At 58.9% G+C, this 20810-nt stretch carries 18 protein-coding genes; 12 read left to right on the plus strand and 6 right to left on the minus strand.

What is annotated here, in order from left to right; genetic code table 11:
• Nucleotides 1-5: 5 nt before the first annotated feature.
• Complete coding sequence (gene aceE / locus LIX91_RS03115) at nucleotides 6-2675, minus strand: pyruvate dehydrogenase (acetyl-transferring), homodimeric type (RefSeq protein ID WP_226487962.1); 2670 nt, start codon at nucleotides 2673-2675, stop codon at nucleotides 6-8.
• A 144-nt stretch (nucleotides 2676-2819) separates the two neighbouring features.
• Here aceE and LIX91_RS03120 point away from each other — a divergent pair, with 144 nt between their 5' ends.
• Nucleotides 2820-3272 carry a MarR family winged helix-turn-helix transcriptional regulator gene (locus tag LIX91_RS03120; protein WP_003415661.1) on the plus strand — a complete coding sequence of 151 codons (453 nt, stop codon included), beginning with the start codon at nucleotides 2820-2822 and terminating at the stop codon, nucleotides 3270-3272.
• A 2-nt stretch (nucleotides 3273-3274) separates the two neighbouring features.
• Here the strand turns inward: LIX91_RS03120 and LIX91_RS03125 are convergent, their stop codons facing one another.
• A complete protein-coding gene (locus tag LIX91_RS03125) occupies nucleotides 3275-4378 on the minus strand; it encodes a transketolase-like TK C-terminal-containing protein (protein WP_003415660.1) in 1104 nt (367 codons plus the stop codon).
• 287 nt (nucleotides 4379-4665) lie between these two features.
• Between LIX91_RS03125 and LIX91_RS03130 the strand changes: the two genes are divergently transcribed.
• The gene (locus tag LIX91_RS03130) at nucleotides 4666-5409 is read left to right on the plus strand and encodes a helix-turn-helix transcriptional regulator (protein WP_003409569.1); all 744 of its coding nucleotides are present in this window, start codon (nucleotides 4666-4668) and stop codon (nucleotides 5407-5409) included.
• 1 nt (nucleotide 5410) lies between these two features.
• Here LIX91_RS03130 and LIX91_RS03135 read toward each other — a convergent pair whose 3' ends face one another.
• Nucleotides 5411-6091, minus strand: coding sequence for an acyl-homoserine-lactone synthase (locus LIX91_RS03135; RefSeq protein ID WP_226487964.1), 681 nt, complete (start codon nucleotides 6089-6091; stop codon nucleotides 5411-5413).
• A gap of 219 nt (nucleotides 6092-6310) precedes the next feature.
• Between LIX91_RS03135 and LIX91_RS03140 the strand changes: the two genes are divergently transcribed.
• The 5 genes from LIX91_RS03140 to LIX91_RS03160 are packed head-to-tail and all read left to right on the plus strand — an operon-like array spanning nucleotide 6311 to nucleotide 9882.
• Nucleotides 6311-7507 carry an aminotransferase class I/II-fold pyridoxal phosphate-dependent enzyme gene (locus tag LIX91_RS03140; RefSeq protein ID WP_003409565.1) on the plus strand — a complete coding sequence of 399 codons (1197 nt, stop codon included), beginning with the start codon at nucleotides 6311-6313 and terminating at the stop codon, nucleotides 7505-7507.
• Nucleotides 7500-8018 (plus strand): DUF6190 family protein, encoded by a 519-nt coding sequence (locus LIX91_RS03145; protein ID WP_003415657.1) that lies wholly within the window; start codon nucleotides 7500-7502, stop codon nucleotides 8016-8018. The genes LIX91_RS03140 and LIX91_RS03145 overlap by 8 nt, the downstream gene beginning before the upstream one ends.
• Nucleotides 8008-8805 carry a dihydrodipicolinate synthase family protein gene (locus LIX91_RS03150; RefSeq protein ID WP_046237672.1) on the plus strand — a complete coding sequence of 266 codons (798 nt, stop codon included), beginning with the start codon at nucleotides 8008-8010 and terminating at the stop codon, nucleotides 8803-8805. Before LIX91_RS03145 ends, LIX91_RS03150 begins: the two co-directional genes overlap by 11 nt.
• A complete protein-coding gene (locus LIX91_RS03155; protein WP_226487965.1) occupies nucleotides 8805-9662 on the plus strand; it encodes an iron-containing redox enzyme family protein in 858 nt (285 codons plus the stop codon). Before LIX91_RS03150 ends, LIX91_RS03155 begins: the two co-directional genes overlap by 1 nt.
• Nucleotides 9646-9882 (plus strand): Rieske (2Fe-2S) protein, encoded by a 237-nt coding sequence (locus LIX91_RS03160; protein ID WP_080115709.1) that lies wholly within the window; start codon nucleotides 9646-9648, stop codon nucleotides 9880-9882. The genes LIX91_RS03155 and LIX91_RS03160 overlap by 17 nt, the downstream gene beginning before the upstream one ends.
• Before the next feature lie 41 nt (nucleotides 9883-9923).
• On the opposite strand, the gene LIX91_RS03165 is transcribed toward LIX91_RS03160, so the two are convergent.
• Entirely contained in the window at nucleotides 9924-11105 is a 1182-nt protein-coding gene (locus LIX91_RS03165; protein WP_226487966.1) for a patatin-like phospholipase family protein, read from the minus strand.
• A 32-nt stretch (nucleotides 11106-11137) separates the two neighbouring features.
• Nucleotides 11138-12070: a lipid A biosynthesis lauroyl acyltransferase gene (locus LIX91_RS03170; protein WP_003415653.1), complete on the minus strand. Its 933-nt coding sequence runs from the start codon at nucleotides 12068-12070 to the stop codon at nucleotides 11138-11140.
• Nucleotides 12071-12190: 120 nt separating this feature from the next.
• On the opposite strand from LIX91_RS03170, the gene minC reads away from it, so the two are divergent.
• The 5 genes from minC (at nucleotide 12191) to LIX91_RS03195 (ending at nucleotide 16607) form a co-directional block, all read left to right on the plus strand.
• Entirely contained in the window at nucleotides 12191-12931 is a 741-nt protein-coding gene (minC, locus tag LIX91_RS03175; RefSeq protein WP_003415652.1) for a septum site-determining protein MinC, read from the plus strand.
• Between the two features lie 231 nt (nucleotides 12932-13162).
• Nucleotides 13163-13975, plus strand: a complete 813-nt coding sequence (gene minD / locus LIX91_RS03180; protein ID WP_003317454.1) for a septum site-determining protein MinD — start codon at nucleotides 13163-13165, stop codon at nucleotides 13973-13975.
• A complete protein-coding gene (gene minE, locus LIX91_RS03185) occupies nucleotides 13975-14229 on the plus strand; it encodes a cell division topological specificity factor MinE (RefSeq protein WP_003317453.1) in 255 nt (84 codons plus the stop codon). Before minD ends, minE begins: the two co-directional genes overlap by 1 nt.
• A gap of 90 nt (nucleotides 14230-14319) precedes the next feature.
• A complete protein-coding gene (locus tag LIX91_RS03190; RefSeq protein WP_003317452.1) occupies nucleotides 14320-14955 on the plus strand; it encodes an RluA family pseudouridine synthase in 636 nt (211 codons plus the stop codon).
• Nucleotides 14956-15317: 362 nt separating this feature from the next.
• Nucleotides 15318-16607: a M18 family aminopeptidase gene (locus LIX91_RS03195; RefSeq protein ID WP_226487967.1), complete on the plus strand. Its 1290-nt coding sequence runs from the start codon at nucleotides 15318-15320 to the stop codon at nucleotides 16605-16607.
• Nucleotides 16608-16862: 255 nt separating this feature from the next.
• Here the strand turns inward: LIX91_RS03195 and LIX91_RS03200 are convergent, their stop codons facing one another.
• On the minus strand, nucleotides 16863-20765 hold the full coding sequence (locus LIX91_RS03200) for an Ice nucleation protein (protein WP_226487968.1): 3903 nt from the start codon (nucleotides 20763-20765) through the stop codon (nucleotides 16863-16865).
• Nucleotides 20766-20810: the final 45 nt, after the last annotated feature.

A 20810-nucleotide genomic window follows, 5' to 3' on the forward strand; every position in this document is an offset into this window, starting at 1 on the left:
GCGACTCAGACCAGCACAGGATTCTGCTTGCCTGGGTCGATCTTGTAACGTTCGATGGCCTGCGCTACCACCTTGCGCTCGACTTTGCCATCATCGGCCAGCGCCTTGAGCGCAGCCACCGTCACGAAGTAACGGTCCACCTCGAAAAAATGACGCAGTGATTCACGCGTATCGGACTGGCCAAAGCCGTCAGTACCCAGTGCCACGAAACGGCGCATGGGTACAAACGGACGGATCTGGTCGGCGAAGATTTTCATGTAATCGGTCGCCACGATCACCGGCCCTTCCCTGTCTGCCAGACAGCTTTCCACGTAACTCAGACGCGGCTCCTGCTCGGGATTCAGCAGGTTCCAGCGCTCGGCATTCTGGCCTTCACGACGCAGTTCGGTCAGGCTGGTGACGCTCCAGATTTCGCTGCTCACGCCAAAGTCGTCTTCGAGCAATCTGGCGGCCGCGATGACTTCCAGAAGGATCGACCCGCAGCCCATCAACTGCACATGCTTGCCGGTATTGATCGATGCACTGGCCTGCAACGGGTACATGCCCTTGAGAATGCCGGCCTCGGCGCCTTCGGGCAGATCCGGGTGCGGGTAGTTCTCGTTGAGCAAGGTGATGTAGTAATAGATGTCCTCATTTTCGGCAAACATACGACGCATGCCGTCCTGAATGATCACCGCCAGCTCGAAGGCAAACGTCGGGTCGTAAGACACGCAGCAAGGTATCGTCGACGACATGACATGGCTGTGCCCGTCATCATGCTGCAGCCCCTCGCCCATCAGTGTGGTTCGACCTGACGTGGCGCCCAGCAGGAAGCCTCGCGCCCTGGCGTCGCCCGCAGCCCAGGCAAGATCGCCCACCCGCTGGAAGCCGAACATCGAGTAGAAGATATAGAACGGCACGGTCATCACACCGTGGTTGGCGTAGGAGGTACTGGCCGCGATCCATGAAGAAATGGCACCTGACTCATTCAGCCCTTCCTGCATGATCTGCCCGTCGGTGCTTTCCTTGTAGTAGCTCAGCTGCCCTGCATCCTGCGGCGTGTACAACTGACCGACGTGGGAATGAATACCGATCTGACGGAACAGATTTTCCATACCGAAGGTTCGTGACTCATCCGGCACGATCGGCACGATCAGTTTGCCGATGTTCGGATCCTTGAGCAGCGTCGAGAGGATGCGCACAAAGGCCATGGTCGTGGATATGCCGCGATCGCCGGTGTTCTTGAGCTGGGTATCCAGCACCGAGAGCGGCGGAATCTGCAGGGTGGCGGCGTCACTGAAACGGGCCGGAATGTAACCGCCCAGTTGAGCCCGGCGGGCCTTGAGGTACAGCGCTTCGGTACTGCCCTCGGCCGGTTTCAGGTACGGCATGTCGCCCAGCTGGTCATCGGTGATGTCCAGCGAGAAGCGGTCGCGGAAGGCCTTGATCGCCTCTGCCCCGAGCTTCTTCAACTGGTGGTTGATGTTCTGCCCCTCACCCGCCTCGCCCATGCCGAAACCTTTGACGGTCTTGGCCAGGATCACGGTCGGCCCACCCTTGTGGCGCATCGCGGCAGCGTAGGCGTTGTAGACTTTTTCCGGATCGTGGCCGCCACGCGAGAGCTTCCAGATGTCGTCATCGCTCATGTCGCTGACCAGTTCCAGCAACTCCGGGTATTTGCCGAAGAAATGCTCGCGAACGTAGGCGCCATTCTGGGATTTGTAGTTCTGGTACTCGCCGTCCACGCATTCCATCATGCGCTGACGCAGCAGCCCGCTCTTGTCCTTCTCGAGCAGCGCATCCCAGCCGCCGCCCCAGATCACCTTGATCACGTTCCAGCCAGCGGCGCGATACAGACTTTCGAACTCCTGGATGACCTTGCTGTTGCCGCGTACCGGCCCGTCAAGGCGTTGCAGGTTGCAGTTGACCACGAAAATGATGTTGTCGAGTTTCTCGCGCCCGGCCAGAGCAATGGCTGCCTGTGACTCAGGCTGATCCATTTCGCCATCGCCCAGGAACGCCCAGACCTTGCGTCCTTGATGCTCCTTGAGCCCGCGATTCTCCAGGTAGCGCATGAAGCGTGCCTGATACGCCGCGGTGATGGGCCCCAGCCCCATGGAGACGGTGGGGAACTGCCAGAAGTCAGGCATCAGGCGCGGGTGCGGATAGGAAGAAATGCCGTCACGATCGGTTTCGCGACGGAAGTTGTCCAGTTGCTCCTCGCTCAGACGACCTTCCAGATACGCCCGGCCGTAAATGCCTGGCGAAGAATGGCCCTGAATATAAACAAGGTCACCGGCGAACTGCTCGGTACGCCCCCGGAAGAAGTGGTCGAACCCGACGTCGTAGAGCACGGCAGCAGATGCATAGGAAGCGATATGGCCGCCCACGCCGGAATGTTTACCGGCACGCAGCACCATCACCAGGGCGTTCCAGCGGATGAACGCGTTGATACGTTTTTCAACCTGAAGGTCGCCCGGATAAGGCTGCTGGCGGTCACTGGGAATGGTGTTGACGTAAGGCGTGGTGACCCGACCGTAGAAATCGCCATGTTGGGCGACGTCGAAGTCCAGCAACTGATCGATCAGATAGTGCGCGCGCGGGCGCCCTTCAGTGTTGAGTACCGACTCAATCGATTCGAGCCATTCGCGGGTTTCTTGCGGATCCTCGTCAAGAAACCGGGGTTGCTGTGCCATCGTCGCCTCCTACTGTGATGCGGCAGTGGACGCCGGACAGGCGTCTGCCTTGAAAAATCTGATTGCAATTGCAATCACATACCGGAATTTATCCCGCGCTCGGTTACTATTGCAACCCTCAAGAATTTCAGACAAAGGTGAATCATGTCGTCAGCCGAACCGGATACGTGGTTCAGATTCGTCAGGGCACACCGCTGTCTGATTCGCGAAATCGAACGACGTCTGGCGGCGGCCGAGCTGCCGCCCTATGCGTGGTATGACGCGCTCTGGGGCATTGAAAGCGGCCCGCAAGGCATGCGCCGCATGCATGAACTGGCCGATGTCATGGCCATTGAACGCTACAACCTGACTCGTCTGGTCGACCGACTCGAAAGTGAAGGACTGGTGGCACGCCACAGGTCCGACAGCGATGGCCGAGGCGCCGTGGCAGCGATCACCGACAAGGGCCGGACCCTGCGCAAACAGATGTGGCAGGTTTACGAAACGGCAGTCGACGAGCTGTTTCTGGCGCAATTCGACGACCAGCAGCGCCGCGTGTTCGCCGACGCGCTGGAGCGTGCCGCGCTGGCCGCCCGGCAAAGCGGTGGAAAAGGCTGACATCAGACGAATTGATAGCGTTGCAAGGCGAGTTTCAGCGGCTCGTAGCCCAATTGCCCGCCTTCCGCAAGCGCCGTCAGGGCCTGTATGACGATCCACTTCGCACTGGTTGCAGACGTATCCTGCGGGGCCGCGGAATCGGCACCCAGCCCGACGAACCGCCCCGGAACATGCTCACGCAGCTGTTCAACCACGGCCTGCGGGTAGCCGGTGACGGCCACCACAGCATCCTGCTCTTCGCCAAGGCAATCACGCAGATGCCAGGATCGTGCGGGTTGCGTGGGGTGGAAACGGTTCCAGCGTCGCGCGGCTTCGGCATCACGCGCGACTCGGGTATAGCTGGGGCAGCTCCAGATTTCGCAATCGACGTCCCAGTGTTCCCGGAGCAGGCAGGCAGCCTGGCGTACCGAGCGCAGCGCCAGGCCCGCCCCCAGAAGGCGTACGCGACGACCTTCATGACTGCAAACGGCGTCGCTAATCCGGTACATGCCTTGCACAGCCGCCACCGCCTGAGCCTCACTCAGTTCACTGACTTCCTCATTGGATTCGTCGTGCAACGCCATGTAATAGAAACCGCTACGGCCTTCGACATACAGACTGTGCAGGGCGTGCAGTGTGATCGCCCGCGCTTCGGCAGCATCCGCAGGATCGAACGGCTGGCACTTGCGGTTCGACAGCAGCCACAGCGGCAACCAGGGATGAGCCCCCTTGGGCCAGCGTGACGGCAGCGTCTCGATGTCATTGCAGAAGATGCCCCGCTGGAACGACTCCGACGCCAGCGCGCTCAACTCGGCGGACGTTTCGCTGCTGGTCATGTAAATCAGCGGCAACTCTGCCGCCCCGGCCTGCGCAGCAAATCTCATGGGCCAGGCGCTGGCAAGCAAGCCTTCCTGCCCGCATGACATGTGCTTGCTGGCCCGCACCACCGATATCCGCCGCGAGGTGGACGGATCTCTGGTCAGGCGCTCGACGATATCGGCCATCGCAAACAGGGGCGAACAGCACCCACGCAGCGCAAGCCCCGCAACCGCCTGAATCTTTTCCATGCAGGCCAACGCCGCGGATCGGGTCTGAGGTGCCAACGAGTGGCTATTTGCGCTGTTCATCACTACTCCTTGCTGTCGGACAAGCATCCTTGCACCTTGATGGAACCAAGAATATGATTGCAATCGCAATAAAAATCACTGGCCCGCCTTACCGTAGGGCGATGGCCAGTACCCGAACACACATGCGTTCGCAGCTCGGCAGGTCGATGAGCGTATTATTTTCAACGGCCAAGCCCTTGTTCAAAAACAAAAGACACACGCCGTCCATGTTTTCATGTACGGCTGAAAGTACAAATGAGGATAATGAATACGGCCAGGCCGCAAACAAACAATGAACAAGGTATTACATGGAGGTTCGTACCGTGCACAACCAACTTGACTGCCCGCCCTTAAAGATCAACGGAGCCCCTGCTCCTCTGCGTCAACTGATTGAAGACTTTGAAAACGATCTGCACCGTATTGGCGATTTCACCTATGCCTACTTTTCCAGCCCAAAGACACGCACTGTCAAACCGGTCATCCTGTCCAATTATCCTGATTCGTGGTTGAAATCGTATATTGCCTCCAACTATCACCTTATTGATCCCATCATCAAACATGCTTGGCATAGCATTACGCCATTTTTCTGGAGAGAAGCCCGGCATGCCATTCAGGGCGTCGAAACCGATGATTTCCTGAAGCGCTCGGCCAAATATCAGCTGTCCTCCGGGGCCACTTTCACCCTGCACGATGCCAGTGGGCTTTTCGCCGCGCTGAGTCTTTGCAATGCCAGGCAACAGACTGACTTCGATCAGCGAATCCGCGACAAGGCCGCTGATATCCAGATGAGCCTCATCCGCTTCCATGATCGTTTGACCAAGACCCAGGCGCCCCACGAACTCTTTCCGCAACCCGCGCAGTGCAAGTTGTCCAGCCGCGAGATAGGCGTGCTGAAATGGGTGGCCATGGGCAAGGCATACAGCGAAATCGCCGAGATATTTTCCATTTCGGAACGCACGGTGAAATTTCACATGTCCAACGTTTCCAGCAAACTCGAAGTGCGCACCGCCAAACAGGCCGTGTACAAAGCCATCAATATGGGAATGGTCTGACTCAGGCTGCGCTGTCCATGCGTGCTTGCTGCAACGATACCGACGCATCGAGCGGTGTCGGCCAGCGCAGCAAGCCGTCCGTGACAGAGTGCCTGAGGGCAATGCTGCCGAGCAGCCGTTGATGGTTGTCGGCGTTTACAGGCATGTCCAGCAACAATACCGTCTCGCCTGGCGAAGCCTCCCCCGTTGCCAGAACATGGTACTCCCAGCCGCACTTGCGCACGATCCGCGCCATCGCCTTGCTGACCACCGTAATGATGGATTGCAGACCCGCCGAGGTTGCGTGATTGTGCATCGAGAACAGCAGCATTTCAGTCAGTGGCGCGTGCAGAATACCCAGCGACCGGGCACGCTCCGTGTCGACAAAGAACCGGCTCGACTCTGCCATGGCAGCATTCCTGGGCGCCGCATAGTCGAAAAAGCTGCGAAATGGCCCATCCAGCATGTACGGGTCGCAGGTATTGATCAGCCGGAGCCCGGCCAGCGGGACCCCATTCCAGCGGCCTATCAGGTAAGTCGCAGCGGCACTGTCGTACTCATCGAACTCGAACGCATGACTGACGCGAACCTTCCATTCAAGGCGATCCGAAAAGATCTTCTTGCGCAGGGCGTACAGCGTTTCCAGCAACGTGACGGGCACTTGACTGTAACTGGCTACCTGAAATTCAAACCCGCTCGACATAATAAACCCCACCCGACGCAACCAGCGTAAAGCATCACGTATTTAAATAAGTAAATCTACTGTACTTAAGAACAGGTCAACACTTTGAAACACTAACGCTCAACAGTGTGCACTTAGGTACAGTGTTATTTTTGCCAAAAATAAGGAAATCTGCTCCAGCGTTCTGGCTATCCAGGACGGCGACTTCCCAAACAATAATGACGCCACAGGGATAATGGTATGAATAGTCTATATGCCGGTATCGACACGTTGAGCGCAGTTCCTGTTCTGGACGATATTACTCAACACGAAATTTCTGCCCTCAAGACCCGCTTCAATCTGGCCGATGCCCACACGCATCAAGATCAGAGCGAGACCCAGCGCATGATCGTCGCCAGCCTGCCCGAGCTGTGGTATCGGGCACAGAACCAGACCCAATATCAGAGTGAACAGGCATTCATTCAGGCCTTCTTCACCTTCCACGGCCAGCACCATGCGTTGAAGCGCCACGACGAAATCTATCTCGTCTACGCAGCGTCCATCGCCATGCATATCACCGCAACCTATTTGCGCAAAAAGAACATGAGTGTCGGGCTGATCGAGCCCTGCTTCGACAACCTGCATGACCTGTTGAAACACATGGAAGTGCCCATGTCGGCCCTGGATGAAAGCCTGTTCACGTCATCGACCGAGGTGTACGCAAAGTTGCAGAAGGCCGCCATCGGACTGGATGCGATCTTTCTGGTCGATCCCAACAACCCGACAGGTTCCAGCCTGTTTGCCGAGGGGCCGGACGCGTTTGTCGAAGTGGCCCGCTACTGCCGGGACTACAACAAGCTGCTGATCCTCGATTTCTGTTTCGCCTCGTTCTTCAAGGCCGCCGGCAAGCATCGCGTGGATGCCTACGCGATTCTCGACGACATCGGCACTCAGTACCTGGTCATGGAAGACACTGGCAAGACCTGGCCCCTGCAGGACACCAAATGCGCAACACTCATGGCCAGCCGCGACATCAACGCCGATATCTACAGCATCGTCACCAGCGTCCTGCTGAATGTCTCGCCGTTCATCCTCAACGTCGTGACCCGTTACATCGAGGACAGCAACGACGATGACTTCGACTCCGTGCGCTCGGTGCTGGACATCAACCGCAGCAAAGCGCGGGCCTGTCTTGAGGGCAAGGTCTTGAAGTATGTGCAACCGATGATCGATACCAGCGTGGCGTGGTTCGAGATCCTGCCCGCCAGCGTAAACGCCGATGACTTGCAGGCTTACCTGCTGCAATCAGACGTCTACGTGCTGCCCGGCAAGTATTTCTACTGGAGCCAGCCGGAAAAAGGCCAGCGCTACATACGCCTGGCACTGGCACGCAAACCGGACGAATTCGAGGCCGCCGTTCAGGCAATTGCGCAGGCACTGGAGAACGTTCATGTCTGACTTCGACCTGCCGATGATCGATGCGACCGTTTTCATGGGCATGCACCATGCCGATCCGGGCGTGCGTGACAAATCCCTGGGGTTCTTCTCCCGGTTCTACGAGAGCAGCGTGCAGATGAATTTCGCCCAGATAGGTATTTGCGACGCAATCATCTGGAAAAAAGGCCGTGCCTTGCAGGATGCCTATTACCCGTTCATGGATGTTTTGCATACCGACATGGCGATCCAGCGTCAGGGCTATAGCGAACAAGTGCTCCAGCGCGCAGCGGGTGAGACGCAGTTCAAGGGCCTGCCAGCCGACAAGAAACTGCTGGCGGCTCAGGTACTGGAGCAGGAAATCCCGTTTTATACCCACGATCTGGAGTTGCTGCGCCTGCAAGTCCTGCAGCCTTTCCTCCAGCCATTCGAAAGCGCCATTCGACGACAGACGTTTCCGGAGACGCTGCAGCGTCTCTATGACCAGTCCTGCGCCATGGTGATCCGCAACGAGGACTTTCAACATGTCTGGTAAGAGCATTCTGGTGCCCCTGATAACGCCTCTGAACGAGCAGGATCAGGTCTGCGAAGCCAGTCTCGAACGCCTTTTGGGCAGCCTCGCGCCGCATGTCGACGGCTACATTCCGTGCCTGACCTCCGGCGAGGGCTGGCGGCTGTCACGTCAGCAATGGCTGCAGATGCTGAGGCTGACCCTCAGGCACGCGGGCGACCGCAGCGTCATCGCCGGGATTGAACGCCACTCTACGCAAGAGGTGCTGGACTTTGCCCGCCTGGCTGAGGTTGCCGGTGCTCGAGCAGTGATGTTCACCTCACCCTTGACGCCCGGTATCAGCCAGCAGGCGATCATCGAGCATTACCAGACCATCCATGACGCGACGCACCTGGATATCTTCATGTACAACGAGGCCGCCCTGTCGGGCAACGAAAAGTCCTTCGACACCCTCAAGGCCATCGCGCAGTTACCCAGAGTCATTGGTTTGAAGGACTCGCCCTCGATGTCTCGCCCGCAGGCTCAGGTAGATGCCATCCGGCAGGAGGGCGTCGACTACTTCATCGGCTGGGAAATGCAACTGGCCAAAGACCTGGAGTCCGACGGCAATGTGGTTTCGCTGGCCAATCTGGAACCGCTGCTGTGCCGGACAGCGGCTACCCGGCAACAGCCCGCACTCAGCGACGAAGTCGCAATGCTTAACCAGCGTTATCTGCTCAATGCCCCGGACTGGTACGCGCATATCAAGCGCGAGCTCAAAGCCAGGGGCGTGATCAACAGCGAACGAGTCGTGACCGAGGAGGCTGCCTGATGAAAGACCTGCACAAGCAACTGTTTCTGGCCAACCGTGCGCTTATCGAAAAGCTGGTGCCTATTCCACCGGAGATTCTGGCGTTCGAGCAACGCTGGATCGACGATGCCATCGAACGCAGCATGACGGCAGATGCGCCTGATGATCTTGCCGGCCTGCGCAGGATGCTGACCGAGCTGGTCGAACGGGAGAGCAGCGAAGTACCGCCCAGCGCACAGTATGTCGCCAACGACATGACCCTCGACGAATTCAGGATTCTGGTTCAGGAGTTTGCGCTGGATGGTCTGACCGAAGCACAGGTGTTCTATCACCTGATGCCCAGGCTCAGCCTTCCCGCACAGATGCCCATGCTGCGCATGATGATCGACGAGTTCGGTTCGGGAAACCTCAAGCGCTCGCATACCACGCTCTATCAGGACCTGTTGCGCGAACTGGAAATGCCGCTGGACCTGCAGTTTTACGTAGATGCCAACTCCAGCGCCGGTTTCACCTTTCCCAATATGTTCTGCTGGCTGGCGATTCGGGCGGACGATGCGTCATGGTTCGCCGGAGTCATCACTTACTTCGAGACCGTGGTGCCGTTCTTTTTCGAGTGCTACACGCAGCTTTGCGAGCGCTTGCAGATCAAGGCTCATACCTACTATTCAGAGCACGTTCATATCGACGTTTTCCACGCCATCGAGGGGCAGCGCCTGCTCAAGGCCATGGACGTCAATGGGGATCTGGATCCGGTAAAAGCCTGGCGGGGCATCTGCATGGGACGCGAGATCACCAACCTGGCGTTCGACCTGGCGGTAGACAAAGCCCGTCGGCTCAAACACTTCAACAAGGAGGTCAGCCTTGAACGAGCCTGCTGAGTTTCGTCGTCCCGACACGTTCACCGTAAACATCGGCCAGGAACAATACCTGATACCAAGCAGTTGCCCGCATCGTGAAGGATGGCTGGAGCATGGAGTGGTCAACGAGAAACGCCGGTCGATCACCTGTCCCCTGCACTTTTCGGTGTTCAGTCTCGAAACCGGGGAGCAACTGAGCGGTCCGCCGTGCGGTCAGTTGCAAGTACGCAGAGTGAGATGACAGCACGTGCTACGGCAGGGATCGCCCCTGCCGTAGCGACGTCAGGTCAGACGCAAAAAGCGCTTCAGTTCCGCACCCTGAGCAATCGCATCGTGACGACCCAGTTCGATCAATTCGCTGCAATAACCTGACTCGAACAGCAGATAGCTCAGCACACTGGCGCCGCTGCTCTTGGTCGCGCCCGGCCCGCGCAGAAACGTGCGCAGTGCGGGGGGCAGTTCGCGACGGTGACGGGCCGCGATTTCATCCAGCGGACGGCTCGGCGAAATCACCAGCACTTCCACCGGCTCCATACCCGGCTGCCGGGCCTGATCCTCGGGCAGCAACGCACTGGCGGTGTTCAAGCGTTCCAGCAGTTCGATATCGCTTTCCAGATTGTCGATGAAGGTGCTGTTGAGCATGTGCCCGCTGATCTGCGCCAGGCTCGGCTGAACGCCGCGGGGCGCGCGGGGGGCCGGTCTTTCTATTTTGAGGCCGCGCGGGTTGCCGCTGACGCCGACCACCAGAACACGATTGGCGCCCAGGTGCAGCGCCGGGCTGATCGGTGCCGACTGACGCACGGCCCCGTCGCCAAAGTATTCCTCGTCCAGCATCACGGGGGCGAACAGCAAGGGAATGGCTGAGCTGGCGAGCAAGTGATCCACGGTCAGTTGTGTCGGACGGCCGATACGGCGATGGCGCAGCCAGGGTTCGATCGTACCGCGGCCCTGATAGAACGTGACCGCCTGACCCGATTCGTAACCGAAGGCCGTCACCGCCACTGCACGCAAATGATGGGCGTCGATGGCCGCTTCGATTCCGGACAGGTCCAGCCGCTCATTGAGCAGATCACGCAGGGGCGAACTGTTGAGCAAGGCGACCGGGATATTGCGTCCGAAACCCAGCAGGCTGCGACCGAAAAAACGGCTGGCCTGATGAATCACTCCGGACCAGTCGCTGCGCAGCACCTGATGGCTGCGAAACGACTGCCAGAATTCGGTCAATTGATGGATGGCGATTCGAAAATGCAACGCGCCACTGGCCAGCTTGACGGCATTGATCGCGCCAGCCGACGTACCGACGATGACCGGGAAGGGATTGGGCGAACCGGGCGGCAGCAGGTCGGCAATGCCTGCCAGCACGCCGACCTGATAGGCCGCACGCGCCCCGCCACCTGACAAAATCAGCCCTGTTACAGGCTCGACACCACTTACTGCACTGCTCGTTAATGCGCGATCCTGCATCTACAACTGACCTCAGTGATCAACGACGCTTTTTATCTATGCTTCTCGTATAGCTTCTGTTCACCGGCTGGTCGACTTTTAAAGCGTCGATGGGCCCAAAGATACTGTTCCGGGCATTCAGTGACAGCCTTTTCTACCCATTGATTGATGCGCAGGCAATCGGCTTCGTCGCTTTCACCCGGAAAGTTTTCCAGCGGCGGATGAATCACCAGCCGGTAACCACTGCCGTCTGCCAGACGCCGCTGAGTGAAGGGCACAACCTGCGCACGTCCCAGGCGGGCGAACTTGCTGGTGGCGGTCACCGTCGCGGCTTGGATGCCGAACAGCGGCACAAAAATACTCTGTTTGGCGCCATAGTCCTGATCCGGCGCGTACCAGATCGCCCGGCCGGCGCGCAGCAACTTGAGCATGCCGCGCACGTCGTCTCGCTCGACAGCCAGTGAATCAAGGTTATGGCGCTCGCGTCCGCGACGCTGGACGAAGTCGAACAATGGGCTCTTGTGTTCGCGATACATGCCGTCGATGGTGTGCTGCTGGCCTAGCAGCGCCGCGCCGATTTCCAGCGTGGTGAAATGCAGCGCCATCAGAATCACGCCCTCGCCTTTTTCCTGGGCATTCTGCAAATGCTCGAGCCCTTCGACGTGGGCAAGCCTGGCCAGACGTTTTTTCGACCACCACCAGCTCATGGCCATCTCGAAGAAGGCAATCCCGGTGGAGGCGAAGTTTGCCTTGAGCAGACGCTTGCGCTCGGCCGCGGACAAATGCGGGAAGCACAGCTCCAGATTGCGTGACGCGATTTTTTTTCGATCAGTGGCCACCCGGTACATGATGGCGCCCAGTGCCCGACCGATGACCAGCAGAACGCGAAATGGCAATTGGATAATCAGCCACAAGAGCCCCAGCCCCAGCCATAGCAGCCAGAAACGGGGGTGAAGGAAACTGGCTTTAAAGCGCGGGCGATCCATTTGGGCTTCCGTCAGAACAAAGGCCGCGCATTCTACAACGGTTCTAGCCGCTTGCGGCTCGCGGGCGTTCTCGCTATAAGTCTCGGCACTTTTAGCGACAAGCTGTTGTGTATATCAACCATGAGCCAGATTGAATCGCAAAACCCGGAACCTGTATTTCAGCTCAAGGGCAGCATGCTCGCCATCACCGTGATGGAGCTGGCCCGAACCAACCTTGAAGTGCTCGACAGGCAGTTGGCGGCCAAGGTGGCACAAGCCCCCAACTTCTTCAGCAATACGCCATTGATCCTGGCTCTGGACAAACTCGCACCGAACGAAGGCCCGGTGGATCTCCCGGGTCTGGTGCGTATCTGTCGCCAGCACGGCCTGCGCACCCTGGCGATCCGCGCCAACCGTATCGAAGACATTGCTGCAGCGATTGCCGTCGACCTCCCGGTCCTGCCGCCGTCCGGCGCACGTGAACGCGTGATCGACCCGGTTGAAACCGAAGCACCGAAAAAAATGCCGGAAAAACCGCCCGAGCCCCTGATCAAACCGACCCGCGTGATAACCGCTCCAGTACGCGGCGGTCAGCAGATCTACGCCCAGGGCGGCGACCTGGTGGTGGTCGCGCCGGTCAGTCCCGGTGCGGAACTTCTCGCCGATGGAAACATCCATGTCTACGGCCCGATGCGTGGCAGGGCACTGGCGGGAATAAAGGGCGATACCAAGGCACGCATCTTCTGTCAGCAGTTGAGTGCCGAGCTGATTTCGATTGCCGGACAATACAAGGTGTCCGAGGACCTGCGCAGGGACCCGTTATGGGGCTCGCCGGTCCAGATCAGCTTGTCAGGTGATGTGTTGAACATCATTCGTCTTTAACGGATACTGCCGCAATTTTCAAAGCATCTCTGATTCGTCGCGAAGTTGTCGTGAAGGCGGCAGGAAGTTCTGAAAAGCACTGCTTTTCAGCGGGTATATGAGTCGAAAGTAATAGCTTAGTGCTAGCTTTCCGGAATCAGACCCCAGGACTTCCAGAATGCTTCGGCGGACGCGGCGCCAAGAGATGCCCTTCAGGGACTCAATGTCCTTTTCCTCTAGGGGTGATACACCTTGGCCAAGATTCTCGTTGTTACATCCGGCAAGGGTGGTGTGGGCAAGACCACCACCAGCGCCGCCATCGGTACCGGTCTCGCACTGCGCGGCCACAAGACAGTCATCGTCGACTTCGACGTCGGCCTGCGTAACCTCGACCTGATCATGGGTTGCGAACGCCGGGTCGTGTATGACTTCGTCAACGTGGTCAATGGCGAAGCCAACCTGCAACAGGCGCTGATCAAGGACAAGAAGATCGAAGGCCTGTTCGTGCTGGCCGCCAGCCAGACCCGCGACAAGGAAGCGCTGACCAAGGAGGGCGTTGAAAAAGTCCTCATGGAACTGAAGGAATCCTTCGAATACATCGTCTGCGATTCGCCGGCCGGTATCGAAACCGGTGCTCACCTGGCCATGTACTTCGCCGACGAAGCCATCGTCGTGACCAACCCTGAAGTCTCGTCGGTGCGCGATTCCGACCGCATGCTGGGCCTGCTGGCCAGCAAATCGCGTCGCGCCGAACGTGGCGAAGACCCGATCAAGGAACACTTGCTGCTGACCCGCTACAACCCTGAGCGCGTCAGCAAGGGCGAAATGCTCGGAGTGGAAGACGTCAAGGAAATCCTTGCCGTTACCCTGCTCGGCGTGATCCCAGAATCCCAGGCTGTACTGAAAGCTTCCAACCAGGGCGTGCCGGTCATTCTCGATGACCAGAGCGACGCGGGTCAGGCCTACAGCGATGCGGTTGACCGCCTGTTGGGCAAAACACTTGAGCACCGGTTTCTGGATGTGCATAAGAAAGGATTCTTTGAACGCCTGTTCGGGGGTAATTAATGAATATTTTTGACTTCTTTCGTGACCGCAAAAAAGGAAGCACGGCCTCGGTAGCGAAAGAGCGTCTACAGATCATCGTTGCTCACGAACGCGGCCAACGCAGTACCCCGGACTACCTTCCTGCGCTGCAGAAAGAGCTGGTGGAAGTGATCCGTAAATACGTCAATATCGAGTCTGACCAGGTACAGGTCGCTCTGGAAAGCCAGGGCAGCTGTTCGATTCTGGAACTCAATATCACCCTGCCCGATCGCTGATCAGGCAGTCGCTCGCGGCGGTATCGGCGCACTTCTACGGAGGCTGCGCCCTTGCCGCCGTTGGCGTTTCTAGCGTTTCGAGGCCGTTGCATGCCGTTGTCGAACATCCGCATCATTCATCAGGACGCCGCCGTTCTGGTGATCGATAAGCCTACCCTGCTGCTTTCCGTTCCCGGCCGTGCCGACGATAACAAGGATTGCCTGATTACCCGCCTGCAGGAAAACGGTTACCCCGAAGCGCGTATCGTCCATCGCCTGGACTGGGAAACCTCGGGCATCATTCTGCTGGCCCGTGATGCCGATACGCATCGCGAGCTGTCGCGTCAGTTTCATGACCGCGAAACCGAGAAAGCCTACACCGCGCTGTGTTGGGGCCAACCGTCCCTGGACAGCGGCAGTATCGATCTGCCATTGCGCTATGACCCGCCCACCAAGCCCCGGCATGTGGTGGATCACGAGGGTGGCAAACACGCGCTGACGTTCTGGAAGGTTGTCGAGCGGCATGATACTCACTGTCGTGTCGAGCTCACGCCGATCACTGGCCGCTCGCATCAGTTGCGGGTGCACATGCTGTCGATCGGGCATCCGCTGTTGGGTGATGGTCTGTACGCGCATCCGGAAGCGCTGGCGGCCTATCCGCGTCTGTGTCTGCATGCCAGCATGCTGAGCTTCACGCATCCAGGGACTGGCGAGCGAATGACCTTCGAGTGTGCTGCGCCGTTCTGATCTGAATGATGCGCTGACTATCTTGCAGATGCTCCGCGCCGGCATGCCGTTGACTATCGTTCCCACGCTCCGCGTGGTAATGCAGTTCGTGACGCTCCGCGTCACACAGTGGTTCTGCGATATCAGGTGGATTGGCGTTCGGCTCAGGTCACCTTTGCACCCTTGCGACGCCTCACTTTGGCCCCATCAAAGTAACTCGCCGAGGGGCGAAAAGGTGACTTGAGTCGAGCCTCACCCCCACTGGCACCGTAGAACCGTTGTGTAACGCAGCACATCGGCACGAGAGCTGTGCGATGAGCGCAACCCAAGGCAGCAAATCATCCAATACGGTAAACTCGCGCCATTGTTGTCTGGAGCTATTTATGCGCGCAGAGTTGAACAAAGGCCTCATTGATTTCCTGAAGGCTTCTCCTACCCCCTTCCACGCCACTGCCACACTCGTGCAACACTTCGAAGCCGCAGGCTTTCAGCGGCTGGACGAACGTGACACGTGGGCAGTAGAAACCGGGGGCCGTTATTTCGTCACCCGTAATGACTCTTCTATCGTCGCTTTCCGGATGGGTCGCCAGTCGCCCCTTACTGGCGGCATCCGCATGGTCGGCGCACACACCGACAGCCCGTGCCTGCGGGTCAAGCCGCAACCGGAACTGCAACGTCAGGGTTTTTGGCAGCTGGGCGTCGAAGTCTACGGCGGCGCCTTGCTGGCTCCCTGGTTTGATCGTGATCTGTCGCTGGCCGGTCGTGTCACTTTCCGCCGCGATGGCAAGGTCGAAAGCCAGCTGATCGACTTCAAACTGCCGATCGCCGTGATTCCCAATCTGGCGATTCACCTGAACCGCACGGCCAACGAAGGCTGGGCGATCAACGCGCAAAACGAACTGCCGCCCATCCTGGCGCAGGTTGCCGGTGACGAGCGAGCGGACTTCCGGGCGCTGCTGACCGACCAACTGGCCCGCGAACACGGACTCAATGCCGATGTGGTGCTCGATTACGAGCTGAGTTTCTACGACACCCAGGGCGCCGCCGTGGTCGGCCTCAACGGGGACTTCCTGGCAGGCGCACGCCTGGACAACCTGTTGTCGTGTTTCGCCGGGATGCAGGCACTGCTCAGCACCGAGAGCGACGAAACCGCCCTGCTGGTGTGCACCGATCACGAAGAAGTCGGCTCGTCTTCTGCTTGTGGCGCAGACGGTGCGATGCTCGAGCAGATCGTCCAGCGCCTGTTGCCGAGCAGCGAAGACTACGTGCGCACGATTCAGAAGTCGCTGCTGATATCGGCCGATAACGCCCACGGCATTCATCCCAACTACGCTGACAAGCACGACGCCAATCACGGTCCCAAGCTCAACGCCGGGCCGGTGATCAAGGTCAACAGCAACCAGCGTTACGCCACCAACAGTGAAACCGCCGGTTTCTTCCGCCATCTGTGCATGGCCGAAGAAGTCCCGGTGCAGAGCTTTGTGGTGCGCAGCGACATGGGTTGCGGTTCGACCATCGGACCGATCACTGCCAGCCATCTGGGTATTCGCACGGTAGACATCGGCTTGCCGACGTTCGCCATGCACTCGATTCGCGAACTGGCCGGCAGCCATGACCTGGCGCATCTGGTCAAGGTATTGAGCGCGTTCTATGCCAGCCACGAGTTGCCATAACGGCTGAGGCGATCACCGATAACGTGGGGGCGCCTGCTGCTCCCGCGTGTCGGTGTCGAAGCTCGCTAAAATGCCCATGGAAAGAAATAAAACTTTCTCTAATCACAACGATAAAAAAGATGCGTTTGCCTGCGTCAGGCATAACCCCCCTGGTACGCAACAACAAGTCGTTAGTTTATAAAGGGACTTCATGTCCCGAATTCCATCGACGCACCCTGTCGATGATTCAGTCGTGGAGTGTTTGAATAACGCGGGCTACTCGACCTCTATCCAGTCATCGTCCTCGTCGGGTTTATCGACAATATCGTCATCTTCGTTCACGTAATACGGTATGTCGGCTTCAACACCGTTCTCACCCGTTCTGGCAACCAGTTGCCTGTACCTCTTCCCGTCCCAGAGCCTGAAAATAAGTGTGGAGTCTTCTCCCGCCGAGAGCGTCGAGCCTTCACTGCCAATAAGTTTGCTACGCGCGCCTGCCGTCAAGACACTGTTCTTACCAGCGGTCAATCTGCTTTGGTCTCCCGCCATCAGGGTGCAGTCATGTCCGCCGGTCAGTTTGCTTCTATCGCCGGCAGTCAGATAACTGTTATTACCGGCCAGTAGTTTGCTGCGGTCACCCGCGGTCTGATTACTGTCTGCACCGGCAATCAACCTGCTGCGATCACCCGCCAGCTGTACGCTGCCCGCACCGGCAATCAGTGTGCTGCGAAAACCTGCTGTCTGCGAGCTGCCCTTGCCGGCGATCAGCATGCTTTTATTTCCGGCGACCTGAATGCTTTCATGGCCTGCAATCAACGAGCTGCCGTAACTTGCAATCTGGTTGCTGCCATAACCCGCAGTCAATGTGCTGCGAATGCCCGATGTAAGACTACTGCCATAACCGGCGATCAAAACGCTGCGAAGTCCGGCGATCAGCGTGCTGCCATAGCCTGCGGTCAGAAAACTCCTGATTCCGCTGGTCAGGGAGCTGCCATAACCGGCTATCAATGAACTGTCCTGCCCGGCCGTTGCAGTGCTGCCGTAGCCCGCAGTGAGCGAGCTTCCGTACTCTGCGGTCTGAGTACTGCCATAACCGGCCGTAAGGGTACTTTTATAGCCGGCTGTCTGCGTACTGCCATAACCGGCGATCAGCGAGCTGGCAAAGCCGGCAGTGGAAGTACTTCCGTAACCAGTGGTGAGCGAGCTGTTTTCCTGTGCGGTTTGCGTGCTGCCGTAACCGGCGGTCAAGGTGCTCTCGTAACCTGCTGTCTGCGTGCTGCCATAACCCGCAATCAGCGAACTCGCATATCCCGCAGTGGAAGTACTTCCATAACCTGTCACCAGGTCACTGCGCTCCTGCGCGGTTTGCGTACTGCCGTAACCGGCGGTCAACGTGCTCTCGTAGCCTGCCGTCTGAGTACTGCCGTAACCCGCGATCAGCGAGCTGGAATAGCCAGCAGTGGAGGTACTTCCGTAACCTGTGGTGAGCGAGCTGTTTTCCTGAGCGGTTTGCGTACTGCCATAACCGGTCGTCAGGGTGCTCCCATAGCCTGCCGTCTGCGTGCTGCCATAGCCAGCGATCAAGGAACTGGAATAGCCCGCAGTCGACGTGCTGCCGTAGCCTGCGACCAGGTCGCTGCGCTCCTGTGCGGTCTGGGTACTGCCATAACCTGCGGTCAGTATGCTTTTGAAACCCGCCGTCTGAGTGCTGCCGTAGCCGGCGATCAGCGAACTGTTTGACCCTGCCGTCGAAGTGCTGCCATAGCCTGTGACAAGGTCACTGTGTTCTCTGGCGGTCTGGGTACTGCCATAGCCGGCGGTCAGCATGCTTCTGTAGCTCGCGGTCTGGGTGCTGCCATAACCTGCGATCAGCGAACTGCCTGAGCCTGCGGTCCCCGTACTGCCATAGCCCGCAATCAGGTCGCTACCGTCCCTGGCCGTCTGGGTACTGCCATAACCAGCGGTCAGGATACTTTTGTGGCCCGCTGTCTGTGTACTCCCGTAACCCGCGATGATGAAGCTTTCATGCCCTGCGGTGCCTGTACTTCCGTAGCCGGTGGTGAGGTTACTGGCAGCCCCGGCCGTTTGCGTACTGCCATAGCCTGAGGTGAGTACGCTGCCCTGCTGTGCGGTCTGGGTACTGCCATAACCTGCCGTGAGCGAGCTTTCACTGCCCGAGGTTTGCGTGCTGCCGTAACCGGCGATCAACGAACTGTCAGCGCCAGCTGTTCCCGTACTGCCATACCCGGCCGTCAGGGTGCTGCCTTCACGCGCAGTCTGGGTACTGCCATAGCCTGCGGTGAGCGAACTTTCGCTGCCTGATGTCTGCGTGCTGCCATATCCTGCGATCAATGAACTGTCGGCACCTGCCGTTCCAGTACTGCCGTAGCCCGCAGTCAGGTTGCTGCCCTCCTGGGCGGTCTGTGTACTGCCGTAACCTGCCGTCAGCGCACTGTCACTTCCCGAGGTCTGCGTGCTGCCGTATCCCGCGATCAGCGAACTGTCGGCACCTGCTGTGCCAGTGCTGCCGTAACCCGCAGTCAGGTTGCTGCCTTCCTGAGCCGTCTGTGTACTGCCGTAACCTGCTGTCAGCGCACTGTCACTTCCCGAGGTCTGCGTGCTGCCGTATCCCGCGATCAGAGAGCTGTCGACACCTGCTGTACTCGTGCTGCCGTACCCCGCCGTCAGATTGCTGCCCTCCTGGGCCGTCTGCGTACTGCCGTAACCCGCCGTGAGCGAACTGTCGCTGCCCGAGGTTTGCGTGCTGCCGTAACCCGCGATCAGCGAGCTGTCGGAACCTGCCGTGCCGGTGCTGCCATACCCAGCGGTGAGATTGCTGCCTTCCTGAGCCGTTTGCGTGCTGCCGTAACCTGCGGTCAGGGCGCTGTCGCTTCCCGAAGTCTGCGTGCTGCCATAGCCGGCAATCAATGAGCTGTCGGCACCTGCGGTACCAGTGCTGCCGTACCCGGAGGTCAGGTTGCTGCCTTCCTGGGCCGTTTGCGTGCTGCCGTAGCCCGCAGTCAGCGAACTGTCGCCTCCCGAGGTTTGGGTACTGCCATAGCCGGCGATCAACGAGCTGTCCGAGCCTGCCGTGCCGGTGCTGCCGTAACCGGCGGTGAGATTGCTACCTTCCTGGGCCGTTTGCGTGCTGCCGTAACCCGCCGTCAGCGAGCTGTCTTCCCCGGAAGTCTGGGTACTGCCGTAGCCGGCGATCAACGAGCTGTCCGAGCCTGCCGTGCCGGTGCTGCCGTAACCTGCGGTGAGATTGCTGCCTTCCTGGGCCGTTTGCGTGCTGCCATAGCCTGCGGTCAGCGAACTGTCGCCTCCCGAGGTTTGTGTACTGCCGTAACCGGCGATCAACGAGCTATCCGAGCCCGCCGTGCCGGTGCTGCCATACCCTGCCGTCAGGTTGCTGCCTTCGCGGGCGGTCTGGGTGCTGCCGTAACCCGCCGTCAGCGCGCTGTCCCCACCGGCGGTCTGGGTGCTTCCATAGCCTGCTACCAGCGAGCTGTCGGAGCCGGCGGTGCCCGTACTTCCATAACCGGCAATCAGATCACTGTGGTTGCCAGCAGTCTCGTTACTGCCATAACCGGCAATGAGTCGACTGTGGTTGTCGCCGCTCAACGTGCTGCCGTAAGTGGCGGTCTGCAAATTCTGCGGCGTCGTCACCGGCAGGGTGTTTACCGGGGGGGCAGCCGCGCTGACCAACGCCACATCGAACACTTCATGACTGGCCTGCTCGGCCACCGGTAACGCGACATTTGCTGCCGCGGGCGTGGGTGTGGGCGTGGCCATTGGCGTCGGCGTCGGCGTCGGCGTCGGCGTCGGCGTCGGCGTTGATGCAGGGTCGGCCTGACGTGCCGAAATGAAGTGTGACGCGCTGATCCTGTCGCCGACATGAACCACCTCGGCTCGCGGAAACTTGACCATTCCGGGCTCTTCCAGAGTGATGATGTCTGCAACGGCGACTTCACAGACAATCCATCGCGCATCGGCATGCACGCTTAGAAAAGCGCTGGTTCCAGCGCCCCACAGTAAACCGACCAGACCATTCTCATGCCGCCTGGTTGACTGCCAGTATTTGGATTCCACCGTCCCGGAAGCGGGCCATATAAGGCCGCAATGATCGGCCATGTTATTTGCACAGGTACGCAGCACCAACGCCTTGTCGAGATTCATTACAGCATCCTCATAGATCCTTTAAATAAAAGCAGCTGCACTTAT

It is taken from the genome of Pseudomonas sp. B20, assembly GCF_020515755.1.
In the GTDB taxonomy this organism is placed as follows: domain Bacteria; phylum Pseudomonadota; class Gammaproteobacteria; order Pseudomonadales; family Pseudomonadaceae; genus Aquipseudomonas; species Aquipseudomonas syringae.